Genomic DNA, 26,865 nt, shown 5'->3' with positions numbered 1-26,865 from the left:
ACCAGCATCACCACGGGAATATTTGCGTCGGTAAGTCGCCTGAGGCTATCGGCAAAGAGCTTCTGGTGGGTCTGGCTGGGGTCGCGCGCCTTGTAGGCATCTCCGGCAAAGATCGCCAGGTCAATGTCGGCGTCTAAAGCCAGCGAGATACCCTGATCCAGCGAGTTTTTGAAGTCTTCGAGCCGGGTATTGAGGCCCGTCTCCGGGTTGAACTTGCCGTGGGTCTCGACCCCCAGATGGACATCGGCAAAGTGAAGCAAACGAATTGTCTCAGCAGGGTGGGGCACGTCGCCATTGTACCAGACCAAGTGCCCCTGTGTGACTACTGTTTGCTCGGCTCTCCCAGGCGCTCCGGGGTTTTAGGGCCACGTTCGATAAGAAGATTCGGACGGTTGCGGCGCTTTTTAAGCTCAAAGGCATCGTAGACCTCGCCGGTGACCGTGCGGGCTTCGTAGCGTAGCGCTCCGCCGTCTACTGTAACGAGCTGGTAGAGCTGTGTGTTCTCCGCCGCACGCTGCATCCAGGGCTCCCGCTCGACCGTGTACATCTTGGGCCCCGAGACCGAGACTACGTAGACCGTGCCATAGTCACGACTCTGAGTATTGACACCCATTTTGAGGTTCTGTGAGCGGGCATAGGTGTGGTCATGTCCCTGAAGAACCAGGTCCACTCGGTGCTTTTCAATAATGGGGAGCCACTGTGCGCGCAGCTCTTTGTTGTCGCGACCTTTGGCGCTGGAGTACATCGGGCGGTGAAAGAGCAGGATCGTCCAGCGGTTTGGGTTCTTTGAGAGAAGCGTATCGAGCCAAGCTGCCTGCTCTGCCTGCTTTTCCTCGGAGTTGAGTGAGACAAAGCGAACCCCCTGATAGTCCACGAAGTAGCAGGTCTCCTCAAGCCCAGGGACTCCATTTTCGGGAAGCGTGAACTGCGCCCGCCAGTTGGGAGTCAGGGTCTTGGTGCCCGAGTACTCATGGTTTCCGGGCGTGGGGAGGCTAGGGGTCATCCCATTGATCCAGCCTGCCGCGTAGTGCCACTCGCCCCACTCGGCATCTTTGCGGGTATTGATCAGATCACCCGCATGGAGCAGAAGGCTCGCTTTGGGAAGCTCGGAGTAGGCGGAGCGTATGGCCCGCGACCAGAGAGACTTGATATCGTTTTGGGCATCGCCAAAGTAGATAAAAGAGAAGGGCTTGGGCTTATCACTGGCGGTTCGGAAGTGAAACCACTCGCTCCAGTTCGTGCCATCGCCCACCCGGTAGGCGTAGAGCGTCTCTGGCTTGAGGTTCGTAAAGACAGCGCTATGGCAGTGAGTGGGCGCAAGATCAGTGAGAAGAGGCTCGGTGTGGGCAATAAAGATCTGGGCTTTTTCTGCAAACTTCGGATACGCCGAGGCGGGAGCAAGCTGGGCAACGGCTTGGCCCGGAGCAACACTGGTGTCGGTGCGCCAAGTGACGGCCTGTGCGGTTGCTGGGGTGGCGGTTACCGTTAAGATCACGCGGTCGGGGATGGCACTGGCTTGCCATGCCCGCTGCTCCGAGACAGCGGTAATGGCCTGGGTTAGGGTCTTTGCGACTGCCTGCCAGCTTGCCAGAAGCGCTCCTGCAAGAATGCTTCCCACAATAACCAGGCTTTCACGAGCGGGTCGTTTCATAGGTTGATTGTAGCGCATCTCCCACAGGGTAGGTTAAGAGCGTGTGTTTGGCACGATAAAATGCGCCTATGTCTGCACAAAAATTTGCGATCTGCAACGAGACTTTTGCACCACTGGGTGCTGCCGATCCCTGGAGCTGGGAGCGCACCTGCGCGTTTCTTTCTGAAGTTGGCTACGACGGTATCGAGCTGGCTCCCTTTACTTTTGCGCCCGATGTCCGTGAGATTTCCCTGGTGCAGCGCAACGAGATAAAGCGTGTCGCAAGTGACCATGGCCTCGAAATCGTCGGGGCGCACTGGCTGCTGGTCTCCCCGCCGGGCCTGCACCTGCACACGGTAGACTCTGCGCTGCGCCAGAAGACATTAGACTACTTAAAAGCACTTGTCGAGTTTGCCGGTGATGTGGGCGCTCCGGTGCTCGTGTTAGGATCGCCCAAGGCGCGTACCATCGAGAACGGCGATGAAGCTGGTGCGTGGCTGCGGATGTGTGGGACACTGGCCGCGCTCACGGAGACGCTCACGGCTTGCAACACTGTCCTCTGCCCGGAAGCGCTGCCGCGCCCCGAGGCGGACTTTCTGCTGACCCAGGCCGATGCTTGGCGCATGGTCGAGGAAATCAACCATCCGGCGATTCGGATGATGCTGGATGTCAAGAGCATGTGCTCCGAAGGCCCAGACGCGCCCGCCGCGCTCTGCCGCCAGTTTGGTGCACAGACCGTCCATGTCCACGCCAACGATGCCAACCGGCGCGGCCCCGGCTTCGGCGATGTTGATTTTGTCCCTATTGCCACCGTCCTCAAAGAGACGAATTTTAGCGGCTATGTCTCGGTCGAGGTCTTCGACTACAGCCCCGATCCCGAGACCATAGCCCGCGAGAGCCTGCGGTATCTGCATGAGTGCTGGAGCCTCTAGTTTTGTCCCCTCGATTGGAACGAGGGTACCCGGCCCATCCTAGCTCCGTATGGCCGGAACGGCCTTTGCAGCGGAGCCTGCGACGCTCTCCAGTCCCGCCCCTCTAACGGGCGGGACTGGCAGCACGCCGCAAACGGTCGTGGATCGCCTCCCACTCCGAGCCGTCGGGCGGCTCAACAATCACAATGCGTCCGACGTGCTCATCACCGTCCAGCCGCCGCAGCTCAGCGTAGAGAACCGTAGCGGCGTCGTTTGGATCGTCGGGGAGCACTAAGAGCGCGTCGCTTTTGTGCATCGAGAATTTATTTTTGTGCATCGAGAACTTATTGTCGTCGGTGCGAACCAGAATCGTCGGCTTTTTGGGGGCATAGTGCCGCAGCATCTGCCCCGGCGACCGCGCCACATCCCTGTCAGATTCCCCCCACCCAGAGGGTACCCGGCGGGGGCTAGGGGGGAGGTTAATCTTCGCCATCCCTGGCCTGAGCACTCTTGGTGGATCACACGTGACATCGAGAACCGTGCTCTCAATGCCGACTCTACAGCCACCACCATCTAAAATCAGCAAGTCGTCCACAAACGCCCCGAGCGAGTCAGCGACATGGTGGGCCTGTGTCGGGGAGACTTCTTCGCTACGGTTTGCCGATGGGGCGGCGACGGGGACTCCGGCTTGGCGCAAAAGCTCCAGCGCGACAGGGTGGTTGGGGATGCGGATGCCGACAGTCGCGCCGCCTGCGGTGACGATATCGGGAATATGATCGGCTTTCTCCAGCACCAGAGTGAGCGGGCCGGGCCAGTGCTTCGCGGCTAGCTCGTCGGCAATGGCGGGCCAGGTCTTGACCAGCGCCTTGGCCTGCTCGACACGGGCCACATGGACGATAATCGGGTTGGTGGCCGGGCGGCCCTTGGCGGCGTAGATCTTGGCCACGGCATCGCCATCAAGTGCGTTCGCGCCCAGGCCGTAGACCGTCTCGGTGGGGAAGGCAACCAGCTCCCCGGCGCGCAGGCGCTTGGCGGCTTCGGCGAGAGCGGTGCTATCCGGGACGGTAATTCGGGCAGGCATGACAGAATTTTATCAGAACCCACCCGCCTCGTTCCTCGGCACCCTCCCTCTATGAAGGAGGGTATACTCTAAGCATTATGAGCAATGAAAGTGTGATGGGGTCTTCGCTGGGCGGAGATCGTGTTTTTCCTCCGTCGCCGGAGTTTGTGTCCCAGGCCAATGCTGCCGATGCTGCGATCTATGAGAGCGCCGCTGCCGATCCCGAGGCCTACTGGGCGGAGTGGGCCAAGAAGCTGGACTGGATCGAGCCGTGGACGGAGGTCTGCCAGTGGAACCCGCCGCATGCGAAGTGGTTTGTGGGCGGAAAGCTCAATGTGAGCGCCAACTGCATTGACCGGCACCTCAAAACGGCGCGACGAAATAAAGCCGCCATTATCTTTGAGGGCGAGCCGGGCGACACGCGGGTGCTGACCTACCATGACCTATGGCGTGAGGTCAATGCCTTTGCGGGCGTGTTGAAGAATCTCGGGGTGGCCAAGGGCGACCGCGTGAGTATCTATCTGCCCATGATCCCCGAAGCGGCGATTGCGATGCTGGCTTGTACACGCATTGGGGCCATTCACACCGTGATCTTTGGTGGGTTTTCTTCCGAGAGCCTGCGGGAGCGCATCAACGACAGCCAGAGCAAGGTTGTGGTGACCAGCAGTGGTGGCTGGCGGCGGGGCAATGTCGTTCGCCTAAAAGAGACGACCGATGCTGCGCTTGCGGGCGATGCCTGTCCGTTGGTGGAGAGCGTGGTGGTGCTGAACCGTGCGATGGATCCCTCGCAGGTGCCCATGACCGAGGGCCGCGATCACTGGTGGCACCGGCTGGTGGAAGAGGCCCCGCGCGTGACCGAACCTGAGGTCATGGACAGCGAGGATGGGCTCTTTATTCTCTACACGTCGGGCTCTACCGGCAAGCCCAAGGGGATTTATCATACGTCGGGTGGTTATCTCACGCAGGCCAATGCGACTTTCCAGTGGACCTTCGACATAAAAGAGACCGATGTCTTCTGGTGCACGGCGGATGTGGGCTGGGTAACGGGCCACAGCTACGTGGTTTATGGGCCACTCGCCGCAGGAGCAACCGTGCTGATGTACGAGGGCGCTCCCGACTGGCCCGCGCGGGATCGGTTCTGGGCGACGATTGAAAAATACGGCGTGAGCGTCTTCTACACGGCCCCGACCGCCATTCGGACGTTCATGAAGTGGGGCACGGAGCACCTAGAAAAATACGATCTTTCGAGCCTGCGCCTGTTGGGCTCCGTGGGCGAGCCTATTAATCCCGAGGCGTGGCTCTGGTACCACGAGCATGTGGGCCACGGCAACTGCCCCGTGGTGGACACCTGGTGGCAGACCGAGACGGGGGCGCACATGATCACGGCCCTGCCCGGCATTGTCGCGGGCAAGCCTGGTAGCGCAACCCGCCCCTTCCCCGGTATCACGCTGGCCATTGTCGATGAAGAGGGAAACCCTGCGCCAACGGGAAAAGACGGCCTACTGGTGATTCAGAAGCCCTGGCCTTCGATGTTGCGCACGCTCTGGGGCGACGATGAGCGCTATCAGAAAGTCTACTGGAGCAAGTTTGGGGACAAAAATCTCTACTTTGCGGGAGATGGTGCCCGCCAAGACGAAGACGGCTACTTCTGGCTCCTGGGCCGCGTGGACGATGTGATGCTGGTGGCGGGGCACAATATCAGCACGATGGAGATTGAGTCTGCGCTGGTCTCACACCCCGCCGTGGCGGAGAGCGCGGTGATCGGCAAGACCCACGAGATCAAGGGCCAGGCAATCGCCGCCTTTGTCTCGCTGAAAGAAGGCATTGTCGCCAGCCAGGAGCTACAAGATGAGCTGAAAAAGCACGTCGGGCAGAAGCTTGGCCCCATCTGCCGCCCCGATGACATTCTCTTCACCGCCGAGCTTCCTAAAACGCGCTCTGGCAAGATCATGCGCCGATTACTGCGCGACATCGCTGAGGGAAGAGCAATGGGCGACACCAGCACCCTCGCCGACCCGAGCGTCGTTTCAGGGCTGAAAGATAAGTACGAGAATAGTGAAGGATAAGGAGCAGGAAAGCCGCCTCTGGGCGGGGAATCCTGAGGTGTTATGAGCAATCAGATGAAATACGGCTCGATTGCGGGGATTACGAAACCCGTCTCGCGCTTGGTGCAGGGCATCATTCAGGTCAACCGCAACGACGAAGCCATTGGCTTTGCGCAGCTCGACTCCGCGTTTGCGGCGGGCGTCAACTGTATCGACACGGCCTATATCTACGGTACGGATGCGTTTTTAGGCAAGTGGGTGCGGGAGCGTGGCGTTCGCGACGATGTGGTGATCTTGGCGAAGGGTGCCCACGATAGCATCCGTAAGAAAGTGACGCCGTTCGATATCCAGCACGATCTCCACGAGACCCTGGCTAAGATGCAGCTGGACTACGTCGATCTCTACGTGCTCCACCGCGATGATGAAAACGTCGAAGTGGGGCCGATTGTGGACGTGCTCAATCTCTTGGTCAAGCAAGGCAAGATCGGGGCGTTTGGTGGGAGCAACTGGAGCACGGCGCGCCTGCAAGCCGCCAACGACTACGCCGAAAAGACCGGCCAGATCCCGTTCACGTCGTCGTCGCCTAACTTCTCGCTCGCAGACCCGATTCGCGTGCCTTGGGGTGGCTGTCTGACGATCTCCGGCGACCAGTACGAGGCGGATCGCGCGTGGTACAAGGCCAACCAGCTGCCGATCTTCTCCTGGTCGAGCATGGCGGGTGGCTTCTGGTCCGGGCGCTTCAACCGTGAGGGTGTCGAGACCTACACGGAGGGCCAGGCAAAGCTGGTGCGCGAGTGCTACTGCTCCGATGCCAACTTCACGCGTCTGGATCGTGTGCAAGAGCTCGCCGATGCCAAGGGCCTCACGGTTCCGCAGGTCGCGCTGGCCTACATCTTCAACTACCCGATGAACGTCTTTGCGCTCGTCGGTGCCCAGAACCAGGAAGAAGTGGATACCAACGTCGCCGCGCTCAACACCGACCTCACCGAGCAAGAGCTTCTCTACCTCGATTTAAAGGCCGACAGCCCGGCGTAAGGCCCTCCTCCCCAGCCCTCCTCCCAACCCTGGGAGGAAGGTTGGCGGAGGGAGTTGCTAAAGCTCGTTGGCGAAGAGGGGTTGGGTGTCGAGACTAAAGCCGGGGAGCTCGGGGGAACAGTCTACGGCGGTGGGGTTTTCGAGGACTTGCGGCTCGGTGCTGGGGCGGTAGAGATGGGCTTTGCGGGTGGTGGGATCGAGCAGCAGCGCGAGGCGGACGCCGCAGGCGATGTACTCCTCCATCTTCTCCTGAAGGAGCGTAAGACTATCGGTCTCAGAGCGTAGCTCGGCGACAAAGTCCGGGGCGAGGGGAAGAAATTTCTTCTTTTGCTCCGCAGTGAGCGTGTCGAGGCGGGACTTGCTCACCCATGCCGCATCAGGCGAGCGCATCGCGCCGTTGGGAAGGTCAAAGCCACCACTGGAATCAAAGCCTCGGCCTGTTCCATCTTGCTTAACCCAGATACCGAGCTGAAGATTTAGCTCAAAGTTTCTGTTTGACGATTCGCCTCCTGTGGGCATTTTTATAACAATCTCTCCTTTGACATTGCGCTCAATCCGCCAGGGAGCACTAGCCTGGCAGAACGCATAGAAGTGCTCCGGGTTAGCAAGGTCAAAACCAGCAGGGATAGGGGCAGACATACGATAATTATACCGCTAGCTTCCGGTGGAGCGGTACTTGCGCTCGCCGAGCTTCCAGAGCTGGAGGGCGAGGGTGAGGAAGCATACGCCAACTGTTGGGCCGAGGAGGGCTATCCATGGAGACGCGCCGGGGTGGCCAAAGATCACCGAGGCGGGCAGGTAGTTGAAGCAGGCAATCGGCACCAGATAGGTAAAGAGCAGGCGAATCCACTTGGGATAGATCGTCAGGGGAAGCTCGGCGGCCATGATCCCGCCGTAGGTGAGCGCATTGACAATCTCCAGCGACTCAACCGTGATAAAGCAGAGCGCGGCCTGCATCACCAAGACACCGTAGAAGATCAGCGCACCGCCCAAGATCGCCCCGACCAGAGTCGCGATTTTTAGTGCGTCCCAGTGCACGCCCGCGTTCGTCGCGCCCCAGAAGAGCGCCACCAGCCCCGCGATAAAGCGCCCGATTCGCGACAGCTCGAAGGTCTGGCCCGCCAAAAGTAGTGCCGTGGGGTGAGGGCGCAGGAGAAACCGATCAAACTCTCCGGCACGCACCACACTGGCAAACTGATCGAAGCCCCGCCCGGCTGCCTCGGCAAGGGCGAAGGCGATGTGCACCATGGCGTAGAGCACCGCCACTTGCGGCAGAGTCCAGCCCGGCAGATTCCCAAAGCGTGCGAACAAGGCCCACAGCCCTACTACTTCCACCGCCACTGCGGAGAAATTGCCTATGGAGAAGAGCATAAAGCTGGCTTTATACTGCATCTGGGAGCGAATCGAGGCTCGCATGAGGGCAAGCAAGACTCTTAGCACGACAGCTCCTCAGGGAGACCCAGTGCTCCTTGTAGCATGTTGGCAATCAACCGGTGACTGGCATCGCTGTACCCGCCGCTGGGCAGGATAAGAGTCGGGAGGTTTAGAGCGCGGAGGGTGGTCAGTACAAACAGATCACACTCCAGAATCTCGGGCTCCGTGAGGCGCAAGACCCCGAGCAAGTCTTTCTCAAACGGGTCGGTACCCGCGTTGTAGATCGCCAGCGCGATCTCGCCCATGCTGGCGACGGTCTCAATAAACTCCGGGAGCTGGGCCTTGAGCAAGCTGAGATAGAGCGGACCCGCCGTCCCATCTTTGAGCGGAATGGGCCAGTCGAGACGCTGCCGGGCAAGCGTGTCGCTGTAGGGGTAGCGGTCGTCGAGAAAGCAGTGTGCGACTCCATTGCCCATGTGCGCGTCCATATCCACGTAGATAATGTTGCCCAGTAGCCCCTCGGCTCGCAGAATGGCGATTGCGACGGCGATGTCGTTGAAGAGGCAGAAGCCCTCGCCCTGATCCGGCTTGGCATGATGGTAGCCGCCCGAGAGATTAAAAACCAGCCCTTCGGTCAGCGCGTTTTCGTGGAGCTCAGGCACCCGCGCCCACGCCCGACTGTATTTCCTCGCGTCGAACGGGTGCAGCTTCTCCAGCCCGAAGAAGTTAATATCAAAGCGCGGCGAGTAGATGACTTTCATGAACCAGTAGCTATTCTATCTTTTTCTCTTCGTAGCGGCTCCCAGCGAGCATAGGTCAGGCAGCGCAAAAGCCACTCGTCGGGGCCTTGGCGAAATTTCTGGAGCCAGAGCTTGCTGAGTAGAAGCTGTCCTCCCCAGAGAAGCGGTGCAAAGAGAAGGAGCGTACTGGCACCCCAGAGCCCAAACTGCCCCAGACCCCAGCCACAAAAAACGAAGGAGGCAATCATGGCCTGTCCCAGATAGTTTGTCAGTGACATCTGGCCTGCGGGAGCAAGCCAGCTCAGGCGATGGCGTAGCACAAGGACTCCAAGCAGATATAGAGCCGAGAGCGCGGGGGCGGCGAGCGCCTCCAGGACGAGGCTCAGTATGTGCTCAGGGCACGAGGCATAGAGGGCATTTCCTCCGATACCCAAAAGTAAGAGCCATGGAAGAGTGCGCTTGAGAGACCGCTCAAGGCGCTCGGTTTTCTCCAGCAATTGCTCCTTGCCTGCTGCCAGCCCAAGGGCGAAGAGCCCCAGAGCGCTGGGCCAGTTGAAGAGTGGCGTAAAGATATAGAAGACGATCAGGTCTTGCAGGCGCTGCTGAATCGCATCGGTAAACGTGCCTCGGTAGCCAGTTCTCGTGGAGGACAGGGCCGAGGTGAGTGACCCTGTCGCATCGGAGAGGAGTATTGCCAGCACAAAGCGCCCTAGAACCGCAGCTAGAAGCATACCAAGAGAGAATCTCATAAGAAAGAGCACGGAGCGCTTCCGTAGGCCCCAGAGAATGGTTCCCAGTAAGGCATAGGAGATGAGAATATCACCCATGAAAAAGCAGGTGGCGTGCAAGATACCAAAAAGTGTCAGTCCTAAGAGCCGTCGTGCATAGCGCGGCCCAAGGGTGATATCTTGGCGTTCTGCATGGGCAAGCTGAAGCGAGAGACCGTATCCAAAGAGAAACGAAAACAAAAGATAGAACTTAGATTCGAAGGCAAAGCGGACGATCCAGGTTGCGAGGCGATCCCAAGGCGCGGCTTCCAGCGAGGCGGGCACGGGGTTAATGCCATGCGCTAAAAACGTGAGATTGACCACCAGAATTCCCAGGAGGGCAAAGCCCCGTAAGAGATCTGGCAGAGCCAGTCGCTCAGGGCGCATCGCAATTGATTGAGTGTTCATTCGAATATCTTTCCAAAAAAAGAGGCTCTTAGGAAAGCCCCACGAGTCGCTCTAGAAGGTGCTGGAGTACCTCTGCGGGGAGAAGTAAGGTTCCTTGAATGGCAGTGTTCAGGATAATTCCATCCAAACAGATACCCACAAGAGCCGCCAAAAGCTCCGTATCGGGGTTGTGGGTGAGCTCGCCTCGGTGCAGAGCCGCATCGAGAAGCGTGCGAAACTGTGCAACAAAGGCATCATCTGTGGCACGGAACGTCTCACGAATGCTCGGGTTGCGTGACGCCTCGACACTCGCCTCAATGTAGAGCCTCGCCTCGCCATTTTGGGTAAGCCAGTGAGTGAGTCGCTCTGTGAGGCGAGCGAGGGCGAGCCGCAAGGTAGGGAGAGTCTCTAGCTCCGCCATAAGACTGCCTGTTGCCTGATGCGCTTCCTGGGCAATAGCCTGGATGATCTGCTCTTTACTTTCAAAGTAGTGGTAGACCAGCCCAGGGCTAAGCTTCGCCTCCGCGCAGACTTCTTTCATGGAGGTCTGGTGAAATCCACGGCGGATAAAACAGGCAGCGGCGGCTTGGAGAACCTCGCTTCGGCGCTGATCGGTGCGTTGGGACATAGTGGCTTTCTATCTTAGAATGAACGTTCGGTTTATATCATAAATGCTAGCGAACTGTCAAGACGAGGAGACAGATTTATGGCCCTACCCTCCTTGCACAACCAGTCGCTTGAGTCCCTTTGTCAGCAGAGCCCGACCGATCAGCACAAAGAACGCCGTCCAAGCAAGCTGGTGTAGAAGAATGCTCCCCACCTCGCTGGGCGCACGGCTCCCGACCCAGAGACTAAATGGGGTGTCTACCATGCCGGTGAAGGGCAAGAAATTTAAGATCGGTTTGAAGCCGTCAGGCATGAGCGCAAGAGGAAGTATCTGGCCAGAGAGAACGGCGACAAGGCCGGGCATGATCCGCGCAATGCCATCGCTGGAGATTGTCCAGAGCAGCGAGATCGTAATCAGCGTGCACCACGCGGCGATCAGTGCGACGGCTCCCGGAAGCGCGAAGAGAAAGGCGAGAGCGGCGGCGATTGAGGGCGGGGGCTGCATGCCGAGAAATGCCATTCCGATGACGAAGATCGGAAGGCAGCGGAGAATTGTTGGAGCCAGCCTATTGGCAGAGTTGCGGGTAAACCAGAGGGTGTAGAGATCCAGTGGGCGGGCCAGCTCGTAGGCTACGGTGCCATCGCGCATCATCGAGCGCACTTCCGGGTCGGGGTTGGAGGTGAAGGGCGAGAGCGCAAAGAACGCCTGCACAAGCCAGGAGTAGGTGACCATCTGCGCCTCGGGAAGTGGCGGAGTGCTATGGCTGCTGTGGTAGAACGCCTGGCGCATTGCCACCAGCGCCGCCCCGAAAAAGAGCTGCGTCCCCACGCCCGCCCACGCCGCCGCTCGGTACTGCAAGAGCATCTTAAGCCGTGCGGTAAAGATCGCGGTGTAGGCTCTCACTTAGCTCCCCCGTCGGACGGGGGCTGGGGGGGTGGGGCTTGGTAAAACCGCGCGATAATCTCCTCAATCGGTGGGTTCTGCACAAACAGATCACGGATTTCTAGGTGCTCACTGAGCTGGGCGATGAGCGTGGCGACGGGAGTTTTCTCGGGATCGAAGCGCAAGGTGACACGCTCGCCCTCCACTTTTAATATCTCAGCCCCTTCGCTTGCCGAGGGGGTCACGGCGCTGATGCCGTGGGGGGTGTCAATCACCAGCCAGCGCTCTTTGGTGACTTGCTGGCGAAGCGCTTCCAGCGGGCCGTCCAAGAGAATCTTGCCGCCACCGATCACGAGAACCCGTGAGCAGAGCGCCTCGATATCGTCCATGTCGTGCGTGGTGAGCAAGACCGTGACGCCGTGCTCGCGAGCGAGCCGTCCCACGAACTCACGGACGGCGAGCTTGCTGATGGCATCCAGGCCAATCGTCGGCTCATCAAGGAAGAGAATCTCAGGGCGATGCAGGAGGCTGGCGACGAGCTCACAGCGCATGCGCTGGCCTAGGCTGAGCTGGCGCACAGGGGTGGTGAGAAAGCTACCAATATCGAGTTTCTCGACCAGCTCCGCTTGTGTCTGCGCGTGCTGAGCTTTGGAGACGTCGTAGATCTCCCGAAGGAGTGCGAAAGACTCCACCACGGGCAGATCCCACCAGAGCTGGCTGCGCTGTCCAAAAACCACCCCTATTTTGGCGACATGGGCTTGCCGCTCCCGCCAAGGCGTGCGCCCATTGACCGTGACGTTTCCGCTGTCGGGCACGAGAATCCCAGAGAGAATCTTAACGGTAGTGGACTTTCCCGCGCCGTTCGGGCCGATATAGCCGACTACCTCGCCGGGCTCGATGCTCAGTGAGATGCCGTCGAGGGCTTTTACGGTTTTAGATGTGCGGCGCAGAAAGCCGCCCTCCGAGATCGTGAAGTGCTTGACCAGGTTCTCGACGGTGATCTGAGGCGCTTGGGGCATGGGAGGGGTATTTTACCATACCCCTTGCCCTCTTATTTCGTTAAAAAATGTGTGATCTCACCTGCTCCTTTTCAAGGAACCAGGAGCAACTTAAAGAACCTGAGTGATGGTAAAACGGCCTGCTTCGACTAAGCTCCCCCCACGAGGGGCGATGCGCTGGAAATCCCCCACGAGGCGGGCGAGCGTGGTGCGCCGTCGTGGGGTAAAGCGCCCGCTTATCACCAGTAGCGCGTTGCCTGTCCGTCCGGTATTGCCAACCAGAGTGAAGCCATAGCTCCCATCAAGGGCCGCTACGGGGGAGAGTGTAAGGGCGTAGGCAAAGCTCTGCCCATTGAGAGTAAGCCCGCCGGTCACTTTACTATAGCCGGGGAGCTATCGTGTGGAGAGAGTATGCGTGACGCACCACGGTGAGTGTCCCTGCAGTGCCGTTGCCCTGCCCGAGCAGGCCGATGTCCTCACCTTCGATGACCGAGAGCTCCTTACAGGGGGTGGCTTGACACGCGAGGCAGTCCTAGCGCTTGCCGCCTAGCCGCTCTTGTTGCCTAGCACGAAAATCCTTCGGCCCCTTGTGCGGCAGTGGTGGCCAGAAGCGTGGGAGCCGCGCCGAACTGCTCTGTGTAGCCCTTGATGAGAGCCGCGTTGAGCGCCTCGGTGATGTCTTCGGTGGGATCGTGGAGGATCACAGCAGAGCCGCCCCAGCCGCCTCCGGTGAGCTTTGCGCCATAGACACCTGGCTGATTGCAAGCGAGCTCGACGATAAAGTCTACTTCGGTGCAGGAGTTCTCAAAGTAGCGCTTACAAGACTCATGGGACTGCTTCATCAGCCTGCCGACTTCAAAGAGATCGCCTTGCTCCAGAGCCTCTGCGGCTTTCTCGACCCGTACATTCTCATAGACAATATGATGCGCGCGCTGCTTGAGCACGGGGTCCAGGCCGATTCCTTTGCTCTCCAGGAGTGCTGGTGTCACATCGCGGAGCTTGGCATCGCCGCGCCCTACAAGCTGGCGCGCGGCCTGCATGCACTGCCCATGCCGCTCGGAGTAGCCGCCACCGGCGGCAAGCTCGTGCTTGACATTGGTGTTGGCCAGAAGAATCCCCGCTTTTTCGGCAGGCAGCGGAACCGCTTTCCAGGTGAAGCTGCGGCAGTCGAGAAAGAGCGCATGACCGGCGAGGCCACACGCAGAAGAAAACTGATCCAAAAGCCCGACGGGAGCCCCGACAAAGCGTCCATTTTCGGCACGTCGTGCCAGCTTCGCCAGCTCCATGGGGTCGGCGGCTATCGGGTCGGGCCAGAGTGTGGTAAGAAGCCGTGCGGCTGCAACCAAGAGCGCCGCCGACGACGAGAGCCCGGAGCCATCGGGCACCGACGAGGTCACGAAGGCGGCAAAGTTGCCCACGGGGCAGCCCGTCTTCTGGAGCTCATCTATAATGCCTTTGAGGTAGTTGGCCCAGCGGTCTTCCCCCGCGCTTTTCTCCATCGCATGGGGATCGAACGTCGCCTCAGGGAAGCCTGCCGAGGTCGCGATAGGGGTCAGGGGACGCTGGCTGTGGGCTCCGGCGATGGCGGTGACATAGTCCACGGCAGCGGTGAGCACAAAGCCCTCGTTGTAGTCGGTGTGGTTACCGAGAAGCTCCACACGCCCTGGCGCAACCCCGACAGCGGTCGGGGCCACGCCGTAGTGAGTAAGAAAGGCAGCCTGCGCCGCCTCAATTACCTGCTCACGGGTGAGCGGCGACGCTTCACGCGTCATACGGGAAGCCTCCGCGCTCGATCTCCGCAATGGCATCGAGATCCAGCGAGGGAAGCCGTGGCCCGAGATGGGCGACAATCTTTCCGGCAGCCCACGCCGCAATCCGTCCGGTGATGGGGAGCGGGAGCTCTTTGGAGAGCCCGTAGAGAATCCCCGCGGCGTACATGTCACCGGCTCCCGTTGTGTCCACGGCCTGCACCGTGTAGATCGGAATCTCATGGACATCATCGCCCTGCACCAGAACTGAGCCCTCTTTATCAAGCGTCACAACCGCAAGCCCGCTGCACATCGCCGCCAGCTTTTTCGCCGCGACTTTTGCATCGTCCTCGCCGGTCATCATCCGGGCTTCATCGCGGTTGGCAAAGACGACGTCCACGTACTCGGTGAGAAGGCGGGTGAAGTCGTCTTTGTGGCGGCTCACACAGAACGGATCCGAGAGCGAGAGGGCTACTTTGACATCGGTCACCTGCCTGGCCTCACGCATGGCGTACTCGACGGCCTCTTTCTGCGTGTCTGTGTCCCAGAGATAACCCGTCACATAGAGATACTTGCTCTGCACTAAATCACCGACATTGATGTCTTCGGGGTGCAGCTCTTGAGAGACCCCAAGACAGGTTCCCATGGTGCGCTGGGCATCGGGGGTAATGAGCACCAAACAGAGGCCTGTGTCCCCCGTCGCTGCCACCCCGACATTGGGCTTAACCCCGGACTCTTCCAGGCTCGCCTTATACATCTGCCCGTGCTCGTCGCGTCCCACACGGCTCGTGAAGCTCGTCGTGCCGCCCATCTGCGCGATCCCAATCATCGTGTTCGCCCCGGAGCCGCCCGCCTGAGTATTGACAATATGAGAGTAAACAGCAGGGACAAGGGCTTTTTGCTCCTCCGCAGAGACCAGCCGCATCGTGCCCTTTTCAACGCCCAGCTCTGTGAGTGTGGTGTCGGTGACCTCGGCCTGAAGATCAAAGAGGGCGTTACACATCCCGAAAACATCAAATTTTTTTTGCATTTCGCGCTATTGTAGCATAGCCGGGTTGTGAAGTAGAGAGCGCCGCAATCGCTTTTCCAGCTCGTCTAGGGAGAGAAGCCGTGCATCTAAGTAGAGCATCGGTAAACTGCTTCTCCGAAAATCGCGCTCCCCGAGGCGCTGGCAAAGCTCGCCCTGCACGACATTAAAGTTAGCCTGCTGGGTCGAGCAGGCCATGCTCTAGGGGGTAGGCGAAGGTGTCGCTCGGGGGCGATAATAAGAAGAGTGCCGTTTCGCTCTGCGTTCCAGCGAGGGGCATTTTGCGGGGGAGAAAGCGGCCCACCAACAGAAGCCAGCAAGAGAGTGCGCCGGGTGAGAACCATAGGGTATTGTAGCAGAGTAGGCTCTTTAGGGCTTTAATCGTTTTTTCATGCGTGCATAAGATGATGTATTCAGGAATACTGTGTTTTATAAGTGAGGTGAGTGAGATTGTTACGGAGGCTGATTTCTATAGTTGTTGCGCTAGGCGTGCTTGGCGGCGGGGGCTACTTTCTCAGTAAGCGGCTCGCAGGTGCCGATGGGGCGGCACTGAAGACTCAGTACAAGCTGGGCAAAGTGGAGACGGGGAGCGTCAAGAAGACGGTCTCTGCCAGCGGGACTCTTCAGGCCTGGAAAGTGGTGGATATCAAGGCACGCGCGGGTGGCGAGCTGACGTATTTAGGGGTGGACATTGGTAGCAAGGTGACCCCAGGGCAGCTTCTTGCCCGTATTGACCCGCTGGATGTTCAGATGCAGCTCAACCAGGCCAAGGCGGATGAGCGCTCGGCGCTTGCCCGGCGCGACCAGAGCCAGAAGACCTGGCAAATGCAGGTCTCGCAGAGCCGAATCTCGGTGCGCGATGCGGAAGTCGGGGTTCGCTCTGCGGAGGCGACTCTCAACTCGTCGAAGGCGAACCTATCGGCAGCGAGGGCACGGCTCCTCACCTCAAAGCAGCAGGCAGAGACCCAGCCTGCGCTCACCAACTCCGCGATCGCCAATGCCAAGGCCAGCTACGATCAGGCTAAAGTCCAGCGCGAGCAGCTCGACTCCACCACCAAACAGCAGCGTGCCGCCGCCGATGCTGCCTACCGGCAAGCGGTCGCCAACCGGGACAATGGGCGTCTTCAGTTGGATCGGCAAAAAGCGCTGGTGGAGAAAGGCTTTGTCTCCCAGCAGGCTGTAGACAGTGCCCATGCCAGCTTAGATGTCGCCGAGGCGACTCTGACTTCTGCCAAGATCAAGCTAGACACCGTAGACAGTGAGCTGCGTGGCTCGCTGGAGTCCGCCGATGCTCGTGTGGCCCAGACAAAAGCCGCGCTGGAGCAGGCCCAAGCGGGGATTGCGGATATCTCCAACCGAAAAAACTCCGTGCTAGAGGCGGAAGCGGCAGTCAAACAGAGCGAGGCTGCGGTGAAGCAGAGCGAGGCTGCCCTGATGCGTAGCAAAGTGGCGCTGGATCAGGCTCGCAATAATATCGGCACCAACGATGTGCGACGCTTCGACATTGATAGTAATAACTCCTCAATTGTGCGTGCTGCCGCGAGTCGCACCAATGCCGAGACAACGCTCCAGCGCACCGAGATCCGCTCCCCGATGGGTGGCGTGGTGCTCTCCAAGACCGTAGAGCAGGGAACCATTATCGCCTCGGCGATGGGAATCAACTCCGCAGGGGCGAGCATGATGACCATCGGCGATACCAGCCGGATGTACGTGGATGTCGTGGTGGATGAGACCGATGTTGCCAATGTCGAGATGGGCCAGAAAGTGGATGTCTCGATTGAGGCCTATCCGGGTGTTCCCTTTGAGGGAAAAGTGATTCGGGTAGATCCACAGGCTGTGGTCAATCAGAATGTCACGAGTGTCCATGTACGCGTCGAAGTGGACAATGCAACCCCGACTTTTCAGCTCCTCAAGCCTGGTATGAACACCACTTGTGAGTTTGTGGTACGTGAGGCCAGCAATGTCTTAGTGGTCTCCAACGATGCCCTCAAAGACGAAAGTGATGGCACTAAGTACATCGAGAAGGCCAGTGGGGGCAAGCCTGCTCCGCCGGATGCCACGACGGGCACGCCTGCTGAGGCAGACACCAAGATTGATGTCAAGATTGAGAAAGTAAAAATCGAGCTAGGCATGGAGGGCAACGATACGACGGAGATCAAATCAGGCGTTGCTGAGGGCGATGTGATTGTCTTACAGACCATTGAGCCTGAGCCTCCTAAGACCGGCGGCACCTCACCTTTCGGTGGCAACAATCGTGGTATGGGTGGCGGTGGTGGAGGCCGACGGTAATGGCAACTGCTATCTCTCCTACTCCTGCTCCTGAATCGCAGGAAGGCTCGGCAAGCCTGGGCCGTGCGAGTGCGTTTCTGGTTAGTCTTCAGATGGCTTGGACAGGACTGGGGGCCAATAAGCTCCGCTCTTTTCTGACCATGCTTGGCGTGATTATTGGGGTTGGGGCGGTGATTGTCGCGATCTCGATTGGAGAGGGAAGCAAGGCCGCGGTTCAGGAGAGTATCCAGAAGCTGGGCAGTAACGTGCTGACGGTTCTTCCCGGCCAGCAGCGCCGTGGTGGTGTGAGCATGGGCTTTGGCTCCCAGAGCACGATGAAGCTCTCCGATGTGGAGCTGCTCAAGCGCTCTTGCCCGTCGGTGGGTGAAGCGTATCCGTCGGTGAATAAATCGGCGCAGATCAAGGCGACCAATAAAAATACCAGCACCACGGTCAATGGAAATGGTCCGCCTTACCCGATTGTCAGCAACCATCCCATACAATACGGTCGCTACTTCAACGCCGATGAAGTGCGCTCCCAGAAGCGCGTCGCGGTGCTGGGTTCGACGACTGCCAAAGACCTCTTTGGGGGTACCTCAGCCGCGCTCAATAAGATCATTCGCATCAACAGCCAGAGCTTCCAGGTGATCGGGGTGCTCAAGGAAAAAGGCGGGATGGGCTTCCGCAATCCGGACGATGCGGTCTATGTCCCGGTGACGACCGCCATGCGCCGCCTCTTTGGTCTGGACAATGTCAATAGCATCACAGCACAAGCCAAGTCGTTTGGCCTCATGAGCCGTGCCCAGACTGAGATTGAGAAAGTGATGCAGAAGCGCCTGGGGACAAGCTCTACGGGCAATAACTTCATTATCTTCAACCAGGCCGATATCGCCGCAACCCAGAATGAGCAACAGGACACGTTTGGGAATCTGATCAAGTATCTGGCGATTGTCTCGCTGGTGGTCGGGGGTATCGGGATCATGAACATCATGCTCGTCTCGGTGACCGAGCGCACCCGTGAGATCGGCATTCGAAAAGCCATTGGAGCGCGGCGTAGCGATATTCTGACGCAGTTCTTGCTGGAGGCGCTCTTTCTCTCTCTTGTCGGTGGGATGATTGGGGTGGCCTCGGGGATGCTGGGGAGCGATGCAGTGGCGCAAGCAAATGGCTGGCGCGTCCAGGTCTCGTCGTCCACCATTCTTCTGGCCTTTGGTTTCTCCGCCGTCGTGGGCGTGTTCTTTGGTTTCTACCCGGCGCTCAAGGCGTCGAATCTCTCGCCGATTGAGGCACTTCGATATGAATAAATATCAAGAAAGGTTGTTTTCTATGAAAAAAATCGTTTTAGTAGCTCTGTTGCTTAGTATCTCCGGGGCATCGTTTGCTCAGCCACCTGGCGGTGGCGGTGGCCCCTCTCCCGAGATGATGGCCATGTTTAAGAAGTTTGGGGAGTGGCGCGAGAAAAATAAGAATCTTGCCAACATGGGGCAGACTATTGGGATGTTTGCCGAGTTTGAGAAAGACCCAAAGACGGCTCTCACTAAGGATCAGGCCAAGAAGATCATGGCAGCTATTGGCCCCTGGAAGACTAAGCCCGTCATGACCGATGCCAACGCCAAGGAGCTGATTAAGACCATCGGGGCAACCATGACGGTCGCGCAGGCAACTAAGTCGGCCCAGCTTGCCAAAGAAGCAGCAGCCAAGCGCGGTCAGTGGGGCGGTGGTGGCGGCGGCGGTCGTCCCGGTGGCGGTGGTGGCGCTCCGGGCGGTGGTGGTCGTCCGGGCGGAGGCGGTGGAATGGGAGCGATGGATCCCGTGGCCATGAAGAAGCGCTTCGACACGATGATGAAGGGCTACAACCCGCTTAACTTCGCCACAGTGCCAGAGAGCCCGATGAAAGAGCGCTCTATCAAGCCCGTCAAAGATGGCATGGCGGCGCTAGAGAAAAAGGCGAAGTAAGCCAGAGAGCCTGTTCTCTGGGACTGAGTCTAGCCCTCCGTGTTTTAGGCGCGGGGGGCTTTTATTTTTCGATAAAGTTGACAATTCCGATTTATGAACTTAGAATGCATATGATTAAACATGACTATTTCTAATAGGATACTCAACATAAAGACGTGGCACTCTCTGATCCGCCTACTTCTTGCTGCTTTCCCTCTTCTGGCAGGCTGTCCGTCGTCCAAAGAGCCGTCGGGAAAAGCGACGGGCAAGCCGACGGTTCGTGTTGCCTATTTTCCCAATGTCACCCACTCCGCTGCGCTTTATGCTTCTGCGAAGGGCCTTTTTGGCAAGGCACTGGGCGACTCGGGGAGTGTTGAGGAGCGTGTCTTTAAAGCGGGACCTGAGGAGATTGAGGCGCTCTTTGCGGGAGAAGTAGACCTTGGCTATATTGGGCCGGGGCCAGCGGTCAATGGCTTCCTAAAGTCCAAAGGCGAGGCACTCCAGATTATCGCGGGGGCATCGTCGGGGGGCGCGGCGCTGGTTGTTCGTCAAGATACTGCCATCATGGGGCTGAGAGACTTAGACGGCAAGCGTGTCGCGGTGCCACAGACCGGAGGCACGCAAGATATCTCGCTGCGCCACGCCCTCAAGACCGTGGGGCTGGATGCCAAAGACAAGGGAGGCACGGTGGATGTGGTGCAGTTTGCCCCCGCCGATGTGCTCAATCTCTTCCCTCGTGGCGAGCTGGATGCCGCGTGGCTGCCCGAGCCCTGGGTGGCGCGGCTGGAGAGTGAGCAAGGCGCGAAGCTTGTCCTGGATGAGAAGACCCTCTGGCCAGAAGGGCGCTTTTCCACTGCCGTGGTGATTGTCCGCTCCGAGTTTCTCAAGGCCCACCCGGAGCTCGTCACCAAGCTTCTGTTAGCGCACCAAGAGGCAGTCAAGGCCATCCAGGCCGAGCCTGACACGGTACGCGCCGCTATTGGCGAGAAGATAAAAGCGCTCACGGGAAAAGCCATCCCAGATGCGCTGCTCAAGACCGCACTTACCCGTACCGAGATCACTACTGATCCCCTCAAAGAGAGCATCCTGACTTTTGCAGACTGGTCGAAAGACCTCGGCTATCTCCGGGAAGGCCGCGAGGCACTCAAGGAACTCTTCAAGGACTAGCGATGATGGAAAAGCCTACCACGCCGGAGCCACCGCCCCTTCCCCTGAGCGAGATCGAGGCTGCGATTCGTAGTATTCGCTTTGGTGTTGTCCAGATCATCATCCAAGATGGTGTTGTCGTGCAGATCGACAAAACCGAAAAACAGCGCTTGCGCTAGCAAAATCTCTCTGCGTGCTGACCCGACTACGGGAGGCCAAAAGCCAACTAAGGAACTTAAAAAAAGGAACTTAAAAAATGAAAACAGCTCGCTTTAAAACACATGCCTTTACGCTCATTGAGCTTCTTGTCGTGATCGCGATCATCGCGATTCTTGCCGCCATCCTCTTTCCCGTTTTTGCCCAGGCGCGTGAGAAAGCCCGTCAGACAAGCTGCCTCTCCAATACCAAGCAGCTCGGCACGGCGTTGACCATGTATCTCCAGGACTATGATGAGACTTTTTATCCCCATGTCACCGAGCGCACCGCTCCTCCTGGAACAGGGGCGGATCAGGCATCACGTGCTCCGTTCAGCTACAAGACCAAGCTAGAGCCGTATATCAAGAATGCCCAGATCTTCAAGTGTCCCTCCGCTCCGGCTTGGCCCACACCTCAGGTAGGAGCCTGGTTTACCACTGATTATGGCAACAATCACAACGAGGCCAATCTCGTCGGAGCAGTTCAGCGTATCTGGTATATCAACAACCCAGACTTCGGCTTTAACGAGACCACCACGCTGGCGATCCTGGATCGTCCCGCCGAGTTTATCGCGATTGCCGAAGCGGGGCGTGCGAGTGGCATTGCCTCACGAGGCGGACTCTATCCCCAGCCTTGGGCCTTTGATGATGGTGCTCTCCCTGATGCGTCTCAGCAGGCACGTTTTCGGGCACGGCACTCGGGCGGTGGCAATATCGCTTTCGCCGATGGGCATGCCAAGTGGCTGCGCCCGGAGCAGACCTGGAAGTCGTATACCAACAACCTCTGGAGAAGGAACCCGACTCCATAGATGAAGGCTGCCCGGATTGTCTTTTATGTGCTCCTAGGTCTGGCTTGGTGGAGCGCTTCGGCGCTCCGTCTCTGGCCACCCTACTTGCTCCCCTCTCCGGGCGATGTGGGAGTCTTCTTGCTCGCAGCCCTCAAAGACGGCTCGCTGCTCTCGGCGCTACTCACCTCGCTAGGCCGGGTGGGGCTGGGCTATCTGATCTCGCTGAGTCTCGGAACGGCACTGGGGCTGCTGCTGGCGCGCTCTAAGCTGGCCGATGCCACGCTTGGCTCGGCTGTCACAGGGCTCCAGAGCCTGCCCTCGATCTGCTGGTTTCCCTTAGCGCTACTCTGGTTTGGGCTGACGGAGAAATCGGTGCTCTTTGTGGTGGTGATGGGCGCACTCTTTGCCATCACGCTGGCGGTGCGCTCGGGAGTGCGTGGCCTGCCGCCGCTCTGGCTCAAGGCGGCGCAGATGCTGGGCGCGACGGGCCCGACTCTCTGGCGACGCGTCTTACTTCCCGCGATCTTGCCCGCTTTTCTGGCGGGAATGCGCCAAGGCTGGGCCTTTGCCTGGCGCTCACTCATGGCGGCGGAGCTGCTCTCCCAGTCGCTGAAGATTGGGGTGGGGCACTTACTCAGCACGGGGCGTGATCTTAACGACATGCCGATGGTACTGGGAATGGTGAGCGTGATTCTCTTTCTGGGCGTTGCCGTGGACGTTGTGGTCTTTGCCCCGCTAGAGCGCTTGATCGCACGGCGCTGGGGAGTGGAGGGCGCATGATCGAGGCACAAAATCTTACCCGACAGTTTCCGGGCGGGACGGTTGCGCTGGAAGGCATCAAGCTGGTAATCCCAGACGGGCAGTTTGTCTCCCTGGTAGGGCCATCGGGCTGTGGGAAGTCCACCCTGCTCTCGCTCTTGGCCGGGCTCGACAAGCCTAGCGCGGGCACCGTGGCAGGGGTGAAGCGCCCTGGCGTGGTCTTTCAAGAGGCGGCGCTCTATCCGTGGAAGACAGTGCTCCAGAATGTGTGCTTTGGGCTGGAGCTGCGTGGCTTGCCCAGAGCCGAGTGTCAGGCGCAGGCAGAGGCGGCGCTAAGGACGGTTCACCTGGCGCGTTTTGCAAAAGCCTACCCCCATGAGCTCACCGGTGGGATGCGCCAGCGGGCTGCAATTGCCCGTGCACTGGTGCTGGAGCCCGATGCGCTCTTTCTAGATGAGCCGTTTGGTGCACTCGATGCCCAGACCCGTGCACTGCTTCAGATCGAGCTCTTGACGCTCTGGGAGCGCACGAAGCTCAGCGTGGTTTTTGTGACCCATAGCTTGGAAGAAGCCGTTGCGCTCTCAGACCGGGTGATCTTGATGGCCTCACGCCCTGGGCGGATCATCGCCGATGTGCTGATTGACGCGCCCCGTCCCCGTGATCTCCGCCGTGATCTGACCCTTGCTGCGATCCAGGATCGCCTCTTTGCCCAGCTCTCTGAGGAAGTAGCGCGTGTGGCGGCTCAAGAGTACGACACGGACTGGAACATGAAAACTCCCTTGGTGCGCGAGGGAGAAGAGGCGGGTTCGGGGATATAGTCCCCTCGATTGGAACGAAGGCTCTCCAGTCCCACCCCTCTAACGGGCGGGACGTTTTTTCCAGACGAAGCGTGCGGAGAGCCCGAGAATGAGAAGTGCTTGGACGACTTGAGCGAGCTGCTTGGGTGTCTCGGTGGCGAAGCTCATCTGATCCGCCCCAGCTCCGAGTGCACCAAAGAGCAGGGCGGCGGGCAGAACGGCCCATGCCTGGCTCCCCGCCAGTAGCGCCACGGCTAGACCATCGAAGCCATAGCCGATGCCATAGAAGTCGGCGGGGAAGCGGTGGAACGGAACCACGCCCAGTACCACCACGGCTCCTGCAAGCCCTGCCAGCGCCCCGGAGAGCAGAAATGCCCGCAGTGTCACAAGCTCGACTCTCACGCCCGCTGCACGGGCCGCCTCGGGGTTCTGGCCCACGAGGCGCGTCTCATAGCCCCAGACCGTACGTGTCAGGGCCCAGGCGATACTCCCCACGGCGACCAGCCCTAGGAGCAGACCCGCGTGGACATCGTGGCCTTCAAAGAGGCGTGGGAGTGTGGCGTGGACTTCTGTGGTCTGTGGTGCCTGGCCGGTGGGGTCTTTCAGAGGCATGGTCGCCAGCCAGCGCGTGAGGTTGCGGGCAACATAGTTCAGCAAGATCGCAACAATCACCTCATGCGCCCCACGCCTGAGCTTCAGCCACGCCGGGAGCCACGCCCAGCAAGCGCCGCCCAGAGCGCCACCGAGCAGCCCCAGCGGCACTGCCAGCACGCTCGGCACGGCTGCTGCGACGAGGGCACCCACCAGCCCTCCGATGGCCATCTGTCCCTCGGCTCCGATGTTAAACAGCCCAACGGAAAGCCCGATCAGCACCGCGATTCCCGTCAGCAAGAGTGGTGTCGCCTGTCCCAGAGTCTTCAGCCACGCGTCTGGCGATCCCAAGCTCCCGTCCCAGAGCGCCCGATACGCCTCCATCGGACTCTGCCCAATCAGAGCGATGACAGTGCCTCCCAGTAGCAAAGCCGCCAGAAACGCGAACACTGCTCTCATTGGCTTGCTCCCGTCATTAGCGCCCCGATACGCTCTTCGGTGGCTTCTGTGCGCTCTAAAACTCCGACGAGCTTTCCTTCCAAGAGCACTGCCACTCGGTCAGAAAGTGTGAGGACCTCGCCTAAGTCTAGCGATTGGATGAGCACTGCCACCCCACTGTCGGCGGCTTCTCGCAGGCGCTGATGGACGAACTCGGTGGCGGCGAAGTCTAAACCACGCGTGGGCTGGGAGGCGACAATTACCTTTGGTTTTTTCGAGAGCTCCCGCGCTAACACAAGCTTCTGCTGGTTGCCGCCCGAGAGCGAGCGCATCGGGGCAGTGGGATTTTCTGCGCCGCGCACATCAAAAGTCGCGACGCGTTCGGCGAGAAACTCTTGGATCGCAGATTTTTTAATCCATCCGCCTGCCTTCATAAAGACGGCTTCTCGGTGCCGCCCTAGCACGGCATTCTCCGCCAGCGAAAGGCTCTGCGCAACGGCGTGACGGTGCCGATCTTCGGGGATAAAGCCCACTGTCTCTGTGCCCGTAATCGTGCCGCTCTCTGGCCTTCGTAGCCCGACAATCGCTTCGATAAGCTCGGTCTGGCCAGAGCCATCCACGCCCGCAATCCCTAGGATCTCCCCCGGCGCAACCGTGAGTGAGCAGTCTTTGAGCCTACCCACGGTGAGGTTCTGGAGGGTCAGGCCAGTCCCTCCTCCTGAATTCCCTCCTCCTGAATTCCCTCCTCCCCTGCCCTCCTCCCAACCCTGGGAGGAGGGTTGGGAAGAGGGAGACTGGCTCCCCTCCTCCCGGGATCGGGAGGAGGGAATACCCACCATCGCCGCTGCTAGCTCGGCGGGGCTGGTCTCACGAATTTCTTTGCTCAGAATGTGCTTGCCGCGCCGTAGAACGGTCACCGAGTCGGCGTTGGCCATGACTTCATCGAGCTTATGGGTGATGAAAACCACCGTCACGCCCTGCGCCGAGAGGCGGCGCGTTGCTGCCCAGAGCTCGTGGGCCTCAGGGGGAGCGAGAGTTGCCGTCGGCTCGTCGAGAATCAGCACGCGGGCCTTTCGATAGAGCGCCTTGAGAATCTCCACCCGCTGCTGGGCCGCCACGGAGAGAGTTTCCACACGAGCGCGAGGGTCAATCGCCAGGCCGCTCTCTTTGGCAAGAGCCTCGATTTGTCTATGCGCTTCAGCGACATTGATCTTGGGACCGGTGTGGGGCTCGTTGCCTAAAATAATATTTTCCGTCACCGTGAACGGTGCGATGAGCTCAAAGTGCTGCTGTACCATCCCAACTCCAGCGGCGATGGCGCTGCGGGGTGAGGTAAAGCGAGTAGGCTGGCCATTGAGCAGGAGCTGACCTGAGTCGGGCGGGAGCAGGCCAAAGAGGACGCGCATCAGCGTAGACTTTCCCGCGCCGTTCTCCCCGACCACGGCGACCCGCGTACCTGGCGGTAGAGCGAGCGAGACACTCTCCAGCGCGGTTACCGCGCCAAAGCGCACGGTAACCTCAGAGAGCTGGATCTCAGGAGTCGTCACGAAGAAAGTATAGCACGGTAGGCGGCGAGAACCGTCTCCGCGTGGGCTTGCCAGGTGTAGGCAGGCGTGCTGTCATAGCGAGCCGCTTGCAGGGCCGCTGCCAGCCCTGCGGGATCGCGTGGATCAACAAAGCTTGCCGAGGTTCCGAGCACCTCTCGGAGCACGGGAATATCCGCGGCGACCACAGGGCAGCTCTGTGCGAGGGCTTCGAGTGGTGGATAGCCAAAGCCTTCATAGAGCGACGGAAAACAATAGGCGCTTGCCTCGGCGTAGGCGGCACGTAGCTCGGTGTCGGTCAGGCGGCCCAGAATACAGGCATTGGGGGGAAGTGTGAGGGCTTGGGAGCGGCCACTGGAAAAAGTTTCTCCGACAAGCGCTAATTTTTTTTCGGGAAGTTTTTCCATCGCCTCTAAAAGCGCCGGGAGATTTTTATGTGGCTCACTCGTGCCCACGGCCAAGACAAAATCCCTGGAGAGACGCTGGCGAAACTCTGAGCGCTCTTGGGGGCTAGCTGGCGTGCTCCAGAACGTGTCTACGCCAGGGTAGGCGACCGTGAGTTTTTCGGAAGACACCCCTGGAACCAGCGCAAGAATCTCCCTTTTTGTAAACTGCGACATGGGTAGAATATGGGATGCTTGCCGGATCGAGCGCGGCATGATCGCCCGTAGAAAGGCTCCGCGTAGAGGGGAGAAGCTCTGGGGCCAGCGCAGAATACGCAGATCAGGGACGGTTAAGACGCTGGGGGTGGGGAGAGAGAAGGGCAGATAACCAAACGGGGAGTGGAAAAGTGCGAAGCCCTGTTTCTTATGGAGCCGTCGCAAAAACGCCGACTCACGGAGCAGGCGACCCAGGGGATGTCCGGCTCCACCACCGGAGTGCGTGGGCAGCTCAATGGGCTTGAGCGGGTCGGGAAGGCCGCTCCAGCCGGGGGGGATCAGGCAGTGAATCTCGATATCGGAGTGCGCGGCGAGTGCCTGAAGGAGCCCTTTTATGTAGCGTGTGATCCCTGTATTTTCTGCCAGGACAAAGGGACAATGAAGCAAGACACGCATCTCAGAATCCTATCATAAAACTGGCGCTTGACTCTGGGAAGGCTTAGAGTTATAATTATGCGACATCTTAGGCCGTGTCGAAGGATAAACCATGCGAATTTCTCGTCGCAATAAACATACCCATGTCGGTGTAGCTGCC

General features: G+C 59.4%; 29 protein-coding genes and 1 pseudogene. 12 read left to right on the top strand and 18 right to left on the bottom strand.

Annotated features, from left to right (window positions below):
• On the bottom strand, window positions 1–287 hold a 287-nt coding region (locus AC1XOS_RS00965), incomplete at its 3' end, for a metallophosphoesterase family protein (RefSeq protein ID WP_481960343.1).
• A 35-nt stretch (window positions 288–322) separates the two neighbouring features.
• Window positions 323–1,651, bottom strand: a complete 1,329-nt coding sequence (locus AC1XOS_RS00960) for a purple acid phosphatase family protein (RefSeq protein ID WP_481960342.1) — start codon at window positions 1,649–1,651, stop codon at window positions 323–325.
• A 68-nt stretch (window positions 1,652–1,719) separates the two neighbouring features.
• On the opposite strand from AC1XOS_RS00960, the gene AC1XOS_RS00955 reads away from it, so the two are divergent.
• A complete protein-coding gene (locus AC1XOS_RS00955; protein ID WP_481960341.1) occupies window positions 1,720–2,562 on the top strand; it encodes a sugar phosphate isomerase/epimerase family protein in 843 nt (280 codons plus the stop codon).
• A gap of 103 nt (window positions 2,563–2,665) precedes the next feature.
• Here the strand turns inward: AC1XOS_RS00955 and AC1XOS_RS00950 are convergent, their stop codons facing one another.
• Window positions 2,666–3,622, bottom strand: coding sequence for an L-threonylcarbamoyladenylate synthase (locus AC1XOS_RS00950; protein ID WP_481960340.1), 957 nt, complete (start codon window positions 3,620–3,622; stop codon window positions 2,666–2,668).
• Window positions 3,623–3,699: 77 nt separating this feature from the next.
• On the opposite strand from AC1XOS_RS00950, the gene acs reads away from it, so the two are divergent.
• Both acs and AC1XOS_RS00940 read left to right on the top strand, forming a co-directional pair.
• The gene (acs, locus tag AC1XOS_RS00945) at window positions 3,700–5,667 is read left to right on the top strand and encodes an acetate--CoA ligase (protein WP_481960339.1); all 1,968 of its coding nucleotides are present in this window, start codon (window positions 3,700–3,702) and stop codon (window positions 5,665–5,667) included.
• A 42-nt stretch (window positions 5,668–5,709) separates the two neighbouring features.
• Complete coding sequence (locus tag AC1XOS_RS00940) at window positions 5,710–6,681, top strand: aldo/keto reductase (protein WP_481960338.1); 972 nt, start codon at window positions 5,710–5,712, stop codon at window positions 6,679–6,681.
• Between the two features lie 57 nt (window positions 6,682–6,738).
• On the opposite strand, the gene AC1XOS_RS00935 is transcribed toward AC1XOS_RS00940, so the two are convergent.
• The 8 genes from AC1XOS_RS00935 to AC1XOS_RS00900 all read right to left on the bottom strand — a co-directional run bounded on the left by AC1XOS_RS00935 (window position 6,739) and on the right by AC1XOS_RS00900 (window position 12,811).
• A complete protein-coding gene (locus tag AC1XOS_RS00935) occupies window positions 6,739–7,320 on the bottom strand; it encodes a Uma2 family endonuclease (protein ID WP_481960337.1) in 582 nt (193 codons plus the stop codon).
• A 15-nt stretch (window positions 7,321–7,335) separates the two neighbouring features.
• Window positions 7,336–8,097: an ABC transporter permease gene (locus AC1XOS_RS00930; RefSeq protein ID WP_481960336.1), complete on the bottom strand. Its 762-nt coding sequence runs from the start codon at window positions 8,095–8,097 to the stop codon at window positions 7,336–7,338.
• Window positions 8,098–8,114: 17 nt separating this feature from the next.
• Complete coding sequence (locus AC1XOS_RS00925) at window positions 8,115–8,816, bottom strand: arginase family protein (protein ID WP_481960335.1); 702 nt, start codon at window positions 8,814–8,816, stop codon at window positions 8,115–8,117.
• On the bottom strand, window positions 8,813–9,970 hold the full coding sequence (locus AC1XOS_RS00920; RefSeq protein ID WP_481960334.1) for a DUF418 domain-containing protein: 1,158 nt from the start codon (window positions 9,968–9,970) through the stop codon (window positions 8,813–8,815). The genes AC1XOS_RS00925 and AC1XOS_RS00920 overlap by 4 nt, the downstream gene beginning before the upstream one ends.
• Window positions 9,971–9,998: 28 nt before the next feature.
• Window positions 9,999–10,577, bottom strand: a complete 579-nt coding sequence (locus tag AC1XOS_RS00915) for a TetR/AcrR family transcriptional regulator (protein WP_481960333.1) — start codon at window positions 10,575–10,577, stop codon at window positions 9,999–10,001.
• Window positions 10,578–10,661: 84 nt separating this feature from the next.
• Window positions 10,662–11,459, bottom strand: a complete 798-nt coding sequence (locus AC1XOS_RS00910; RefSeq protein ID WP_481960332.1) for an ABC transporter permease — start codon at window positions 11,457–11,459, stop codon at window positions 10,662–10,664.
• Entirely contained in the window at window positions 11,456–12,457 is a 1,002-nt protein-coding gene (locus tag AC1XOS_RS00905) for an ABC transporter ATP-binding protein (protein WP_481960331.1), read from the bottom strand. Before AC1XOS_RS00905 ends, AC1XOS_RS00910 begins: the two co-directional genes overlap by 4 nt.
• 90 nt (window positions 12,458–12,547) lie before the next feature.
• The gene (locus AC1XOS_RS00900; RefSeq protein WP_481960330.1) at window positions 12,548–12,811 is read right to left on the bottom strand and encodes a hypothetical protein; all 264 of its coding nucleotides are present in this window, start codon (window positions 12,809–12,811) and stop codon (window positions 12,548–12,550) included.
• Between the two features lie 40 nt (window positions 12,812–12,851).
• Here AC1XOS_RS00900 and AC1XOS_RS00895 point away from each other — a divergent pair, with 40 nt between their 5' ends.
• On the top strand, window positions 12,852–12,986 hold the full coding sequence (locus AC1XOS_RS00895; RefSeq protein WP_481960329.1) for a hypothetical protein: 135 nt from the start codon (window positions 12,852–12,854) through the stop codon (window positions 12,984–12,986).
• Between the two features lie 13 nt (window positions 12,987–12,999).
• Here AC1XOS_RS00895 and galK read toward each other — a convergent pair whose 3' ends face one another.
• From galK to AC1XOS_RS00880, 3 genes are read right to left on the bottom strand one after another with little or no spacing between them, the layout of a single operon-like run.
• Entirely contained in the window at window positions 13,000–14,208 is a 1,209-nt protein-coding gene (galK, locus tag AC1XOS_RS00890) for a galactokinase (RefSeq protein ID WP_481960328.1), read from the bottom strand.
• Window positions 14,198–15,214 (bottom strand): adenosine kinase, encoded by a 1,017-nt coding sequence (locus AC1XOS_RS00885; protein ID WP_481960327.1) that lies wholly within the window; start codon window positions 15,212–15,214, stop codon window positions 14,198–14,200. Before AC1XOS_RS00885 ends, galK begins: the two co-directional genes overlap by 11 nt.
• Before the next feature lie 6 nt (window positions 15,215–15,220).
• Window positions 15,221–15,409, bottom strand: coding sequence for a hypothetical protein (locus AC1XOS_RS00880; RefSeq protein ID WP_481960326.1), 189 nt, complete (start codon window positions 15,407–15,409; stop codon window positions 15,221–15,223).
• Window positions 15,410–15,700: 291 nt separating this feature from the next.
• Between AC1XOS_RS00880 and AC1XOS_RS00875 the strand changes: the two genes are divergently transcribed.
• The 8 genes from AC1XOS_RS00875 to AC1XOS_RS00840 all read left to right on the top strand — a co-directional run bounded on the left by AC1XOS_RS00875 (window position 15,701) and on the right by AC1XOS_RS00840 (window position 23,119).
• A complete protein-coding gene (locus AC1XOS_RS00875; protein ID WP_481960325.1) occupies window positions 15,701–17,500 on the top strand; it encodes a hypothetical protein in 1,800 nt (599 codons plus the stop codon).
• The gene (locus AC1XOS_RS00870) at window positions 17,500–18,783 is read left to right on the top strand and encodes an ABC transporter permease (protein WP_481960324.1); all 1,284 of its coding nucleotides are present in this window, start codon (window positions 17,500–17,502) and stop codon (window positions 18,781–18,783) included. Before AC1XOS_RS00875 ends, AC1XOS_RS00870 begins: the two co-directional genes overlap by 1 nt.
• Window positions 18,784–18,805: 22 nt before the next feature.
• Window positions 18,806–19,435, top strand: coding sequence for a hypothetical protein (locus AC1XOS_RS00865; protein ID WP_481960323.1), 630 nt, complete (start codon window positions 18,806–18,808; stop codon window positions 19,433–19,435).
• Between the two features lie 120 nt (window positions 19,436–19,555).
• A complete protein-coding gene (locus AC1XOS_RS00860) occupies window positions 19,556–20,581 on the top strand; it encodes an ABC transporter substrate-binding protein (RefSeq protein WP_481960322.1) in 1,026 nt (341 codons plus the stop codon).
• A 2-nt stretch (window positions 20,582–20,583) separates the two neighbouring features.
• Window positions 20,584–20,739, top strand: coding sequence for a DUF2292 domain-containing protein (locus AC1XOS_RS00855; protein WP_481960321.1), 156 nt, complete (start codon window positions 20,584–20,586; stop codon window positions 20,737–20,739).
• A 77-nt stretch (window positions 20,740–20,816) separates the two neighbouring features.
• Window positions 20,817–21,563 carry a DUF1559 family PulG-like putative transporter gene (locus tag AC1XOS_RS00850; protein WP_481960320.1) on the top strand — a complete coding sequence of 249 codons (747 nt, stop codon included), beginning with the start codon at window positions 20,817–20,819 and terminating at the stop codon, window positions 21,561–21,563.
• Window positions 21,564–22,322, top strand: a complete 759-nt coding sequence (locus AC1XOS_RS00845; protein WP_481960319.1) for an ABC transporter permease — start codon at window positions 21,564–21,566, stop codon at window positions 22,320–22,322.
• The gene (locus AC1XOS_RS00840; RefSeq protein ID WP_481960318.1) at window positions 22,319–23,119 is read left to right on the top strand and encodes an ABC transporter ATP-binding protein; all 801 of its coding nucleotides are present in this window, start codon (window positions 22,319–22,321) and stop codon (window positions 23,117–23,119) included. Before AC1XOS_RS00845 ends, AC1XOS_RS00840 begins: the two co-directional genes overlap by 4 nt.
• Window positions 23,120–23,158: 39 nt before the next feature.
• Here AC1XOS_RS00840 and AC1XOS_RS00835 read toward each other — a convergent pair whose 3' ends face one another.
• The 4 genes and pseudogenes from AC1XOS_RS00835 to AC1XOS_RS00820 all read right to left on the bottom strand — a co-directional run bounded on the left by AC1XOS_RS00835 (window position 23,159) and on the right by AC1XOS_RS00820 (window position 26,726).
• Window positions 23,159–24,148 (bottom strand): ABC transporter permease, encoded by a 990-nt coding sequence (locus AC1XOS_RS00835; protein ID WP_481960317.1) that lies wholly within the window; start codon window positions 24,146–24,148, stop codon window positions 23,159–23,161.
• Complete coding sequence (locus AC1XOS_RS00830) at window positions 24,145–24,966, bottom strand: ATP-binding cassette domain-containing protein (RefSeq protein ID WP_481960344.1); 822 nt, start codon at window positions 24,964–24,966, stop codon at window positions 24,145–24,147. Before AC1XOS_RS00830 ends, AC1XOS_RS00835 begins: the two co-directional genes overlap by 4 nt.
• 210 nt (window positions 24,967–25,176) lie before the next feature.
• Window positions 25,177–25,602 (bottom strand): annotated as a pseudogene (locus AC1XOS_RS00825) (ATP-binding cassette domain-containing protein); the annotation flags it as partial.
• Window positions 25,603–25,670: 68 nt separating this feature from the next.
• A complete protein-coding gene (locus tag AC1XOS_RS00820) occupies window positions 25,671–26,726 on the bottom strand; it encodes a glycosyltransferase family 4 protein (RefSeq protein ID WP_481960316.1) in 1,056 nt (351 codons plus the stop codon).
• Window positions 26,727–26,865 lie beyond the last annotated feature (139 nt).

Source organism: Armatimonas sp., assembly GCF_964826245.1.
Note: the sequence above shows the minus strand (reverse complement) of the source record. Positions and strands in the feature narration are given on the sequence as shown.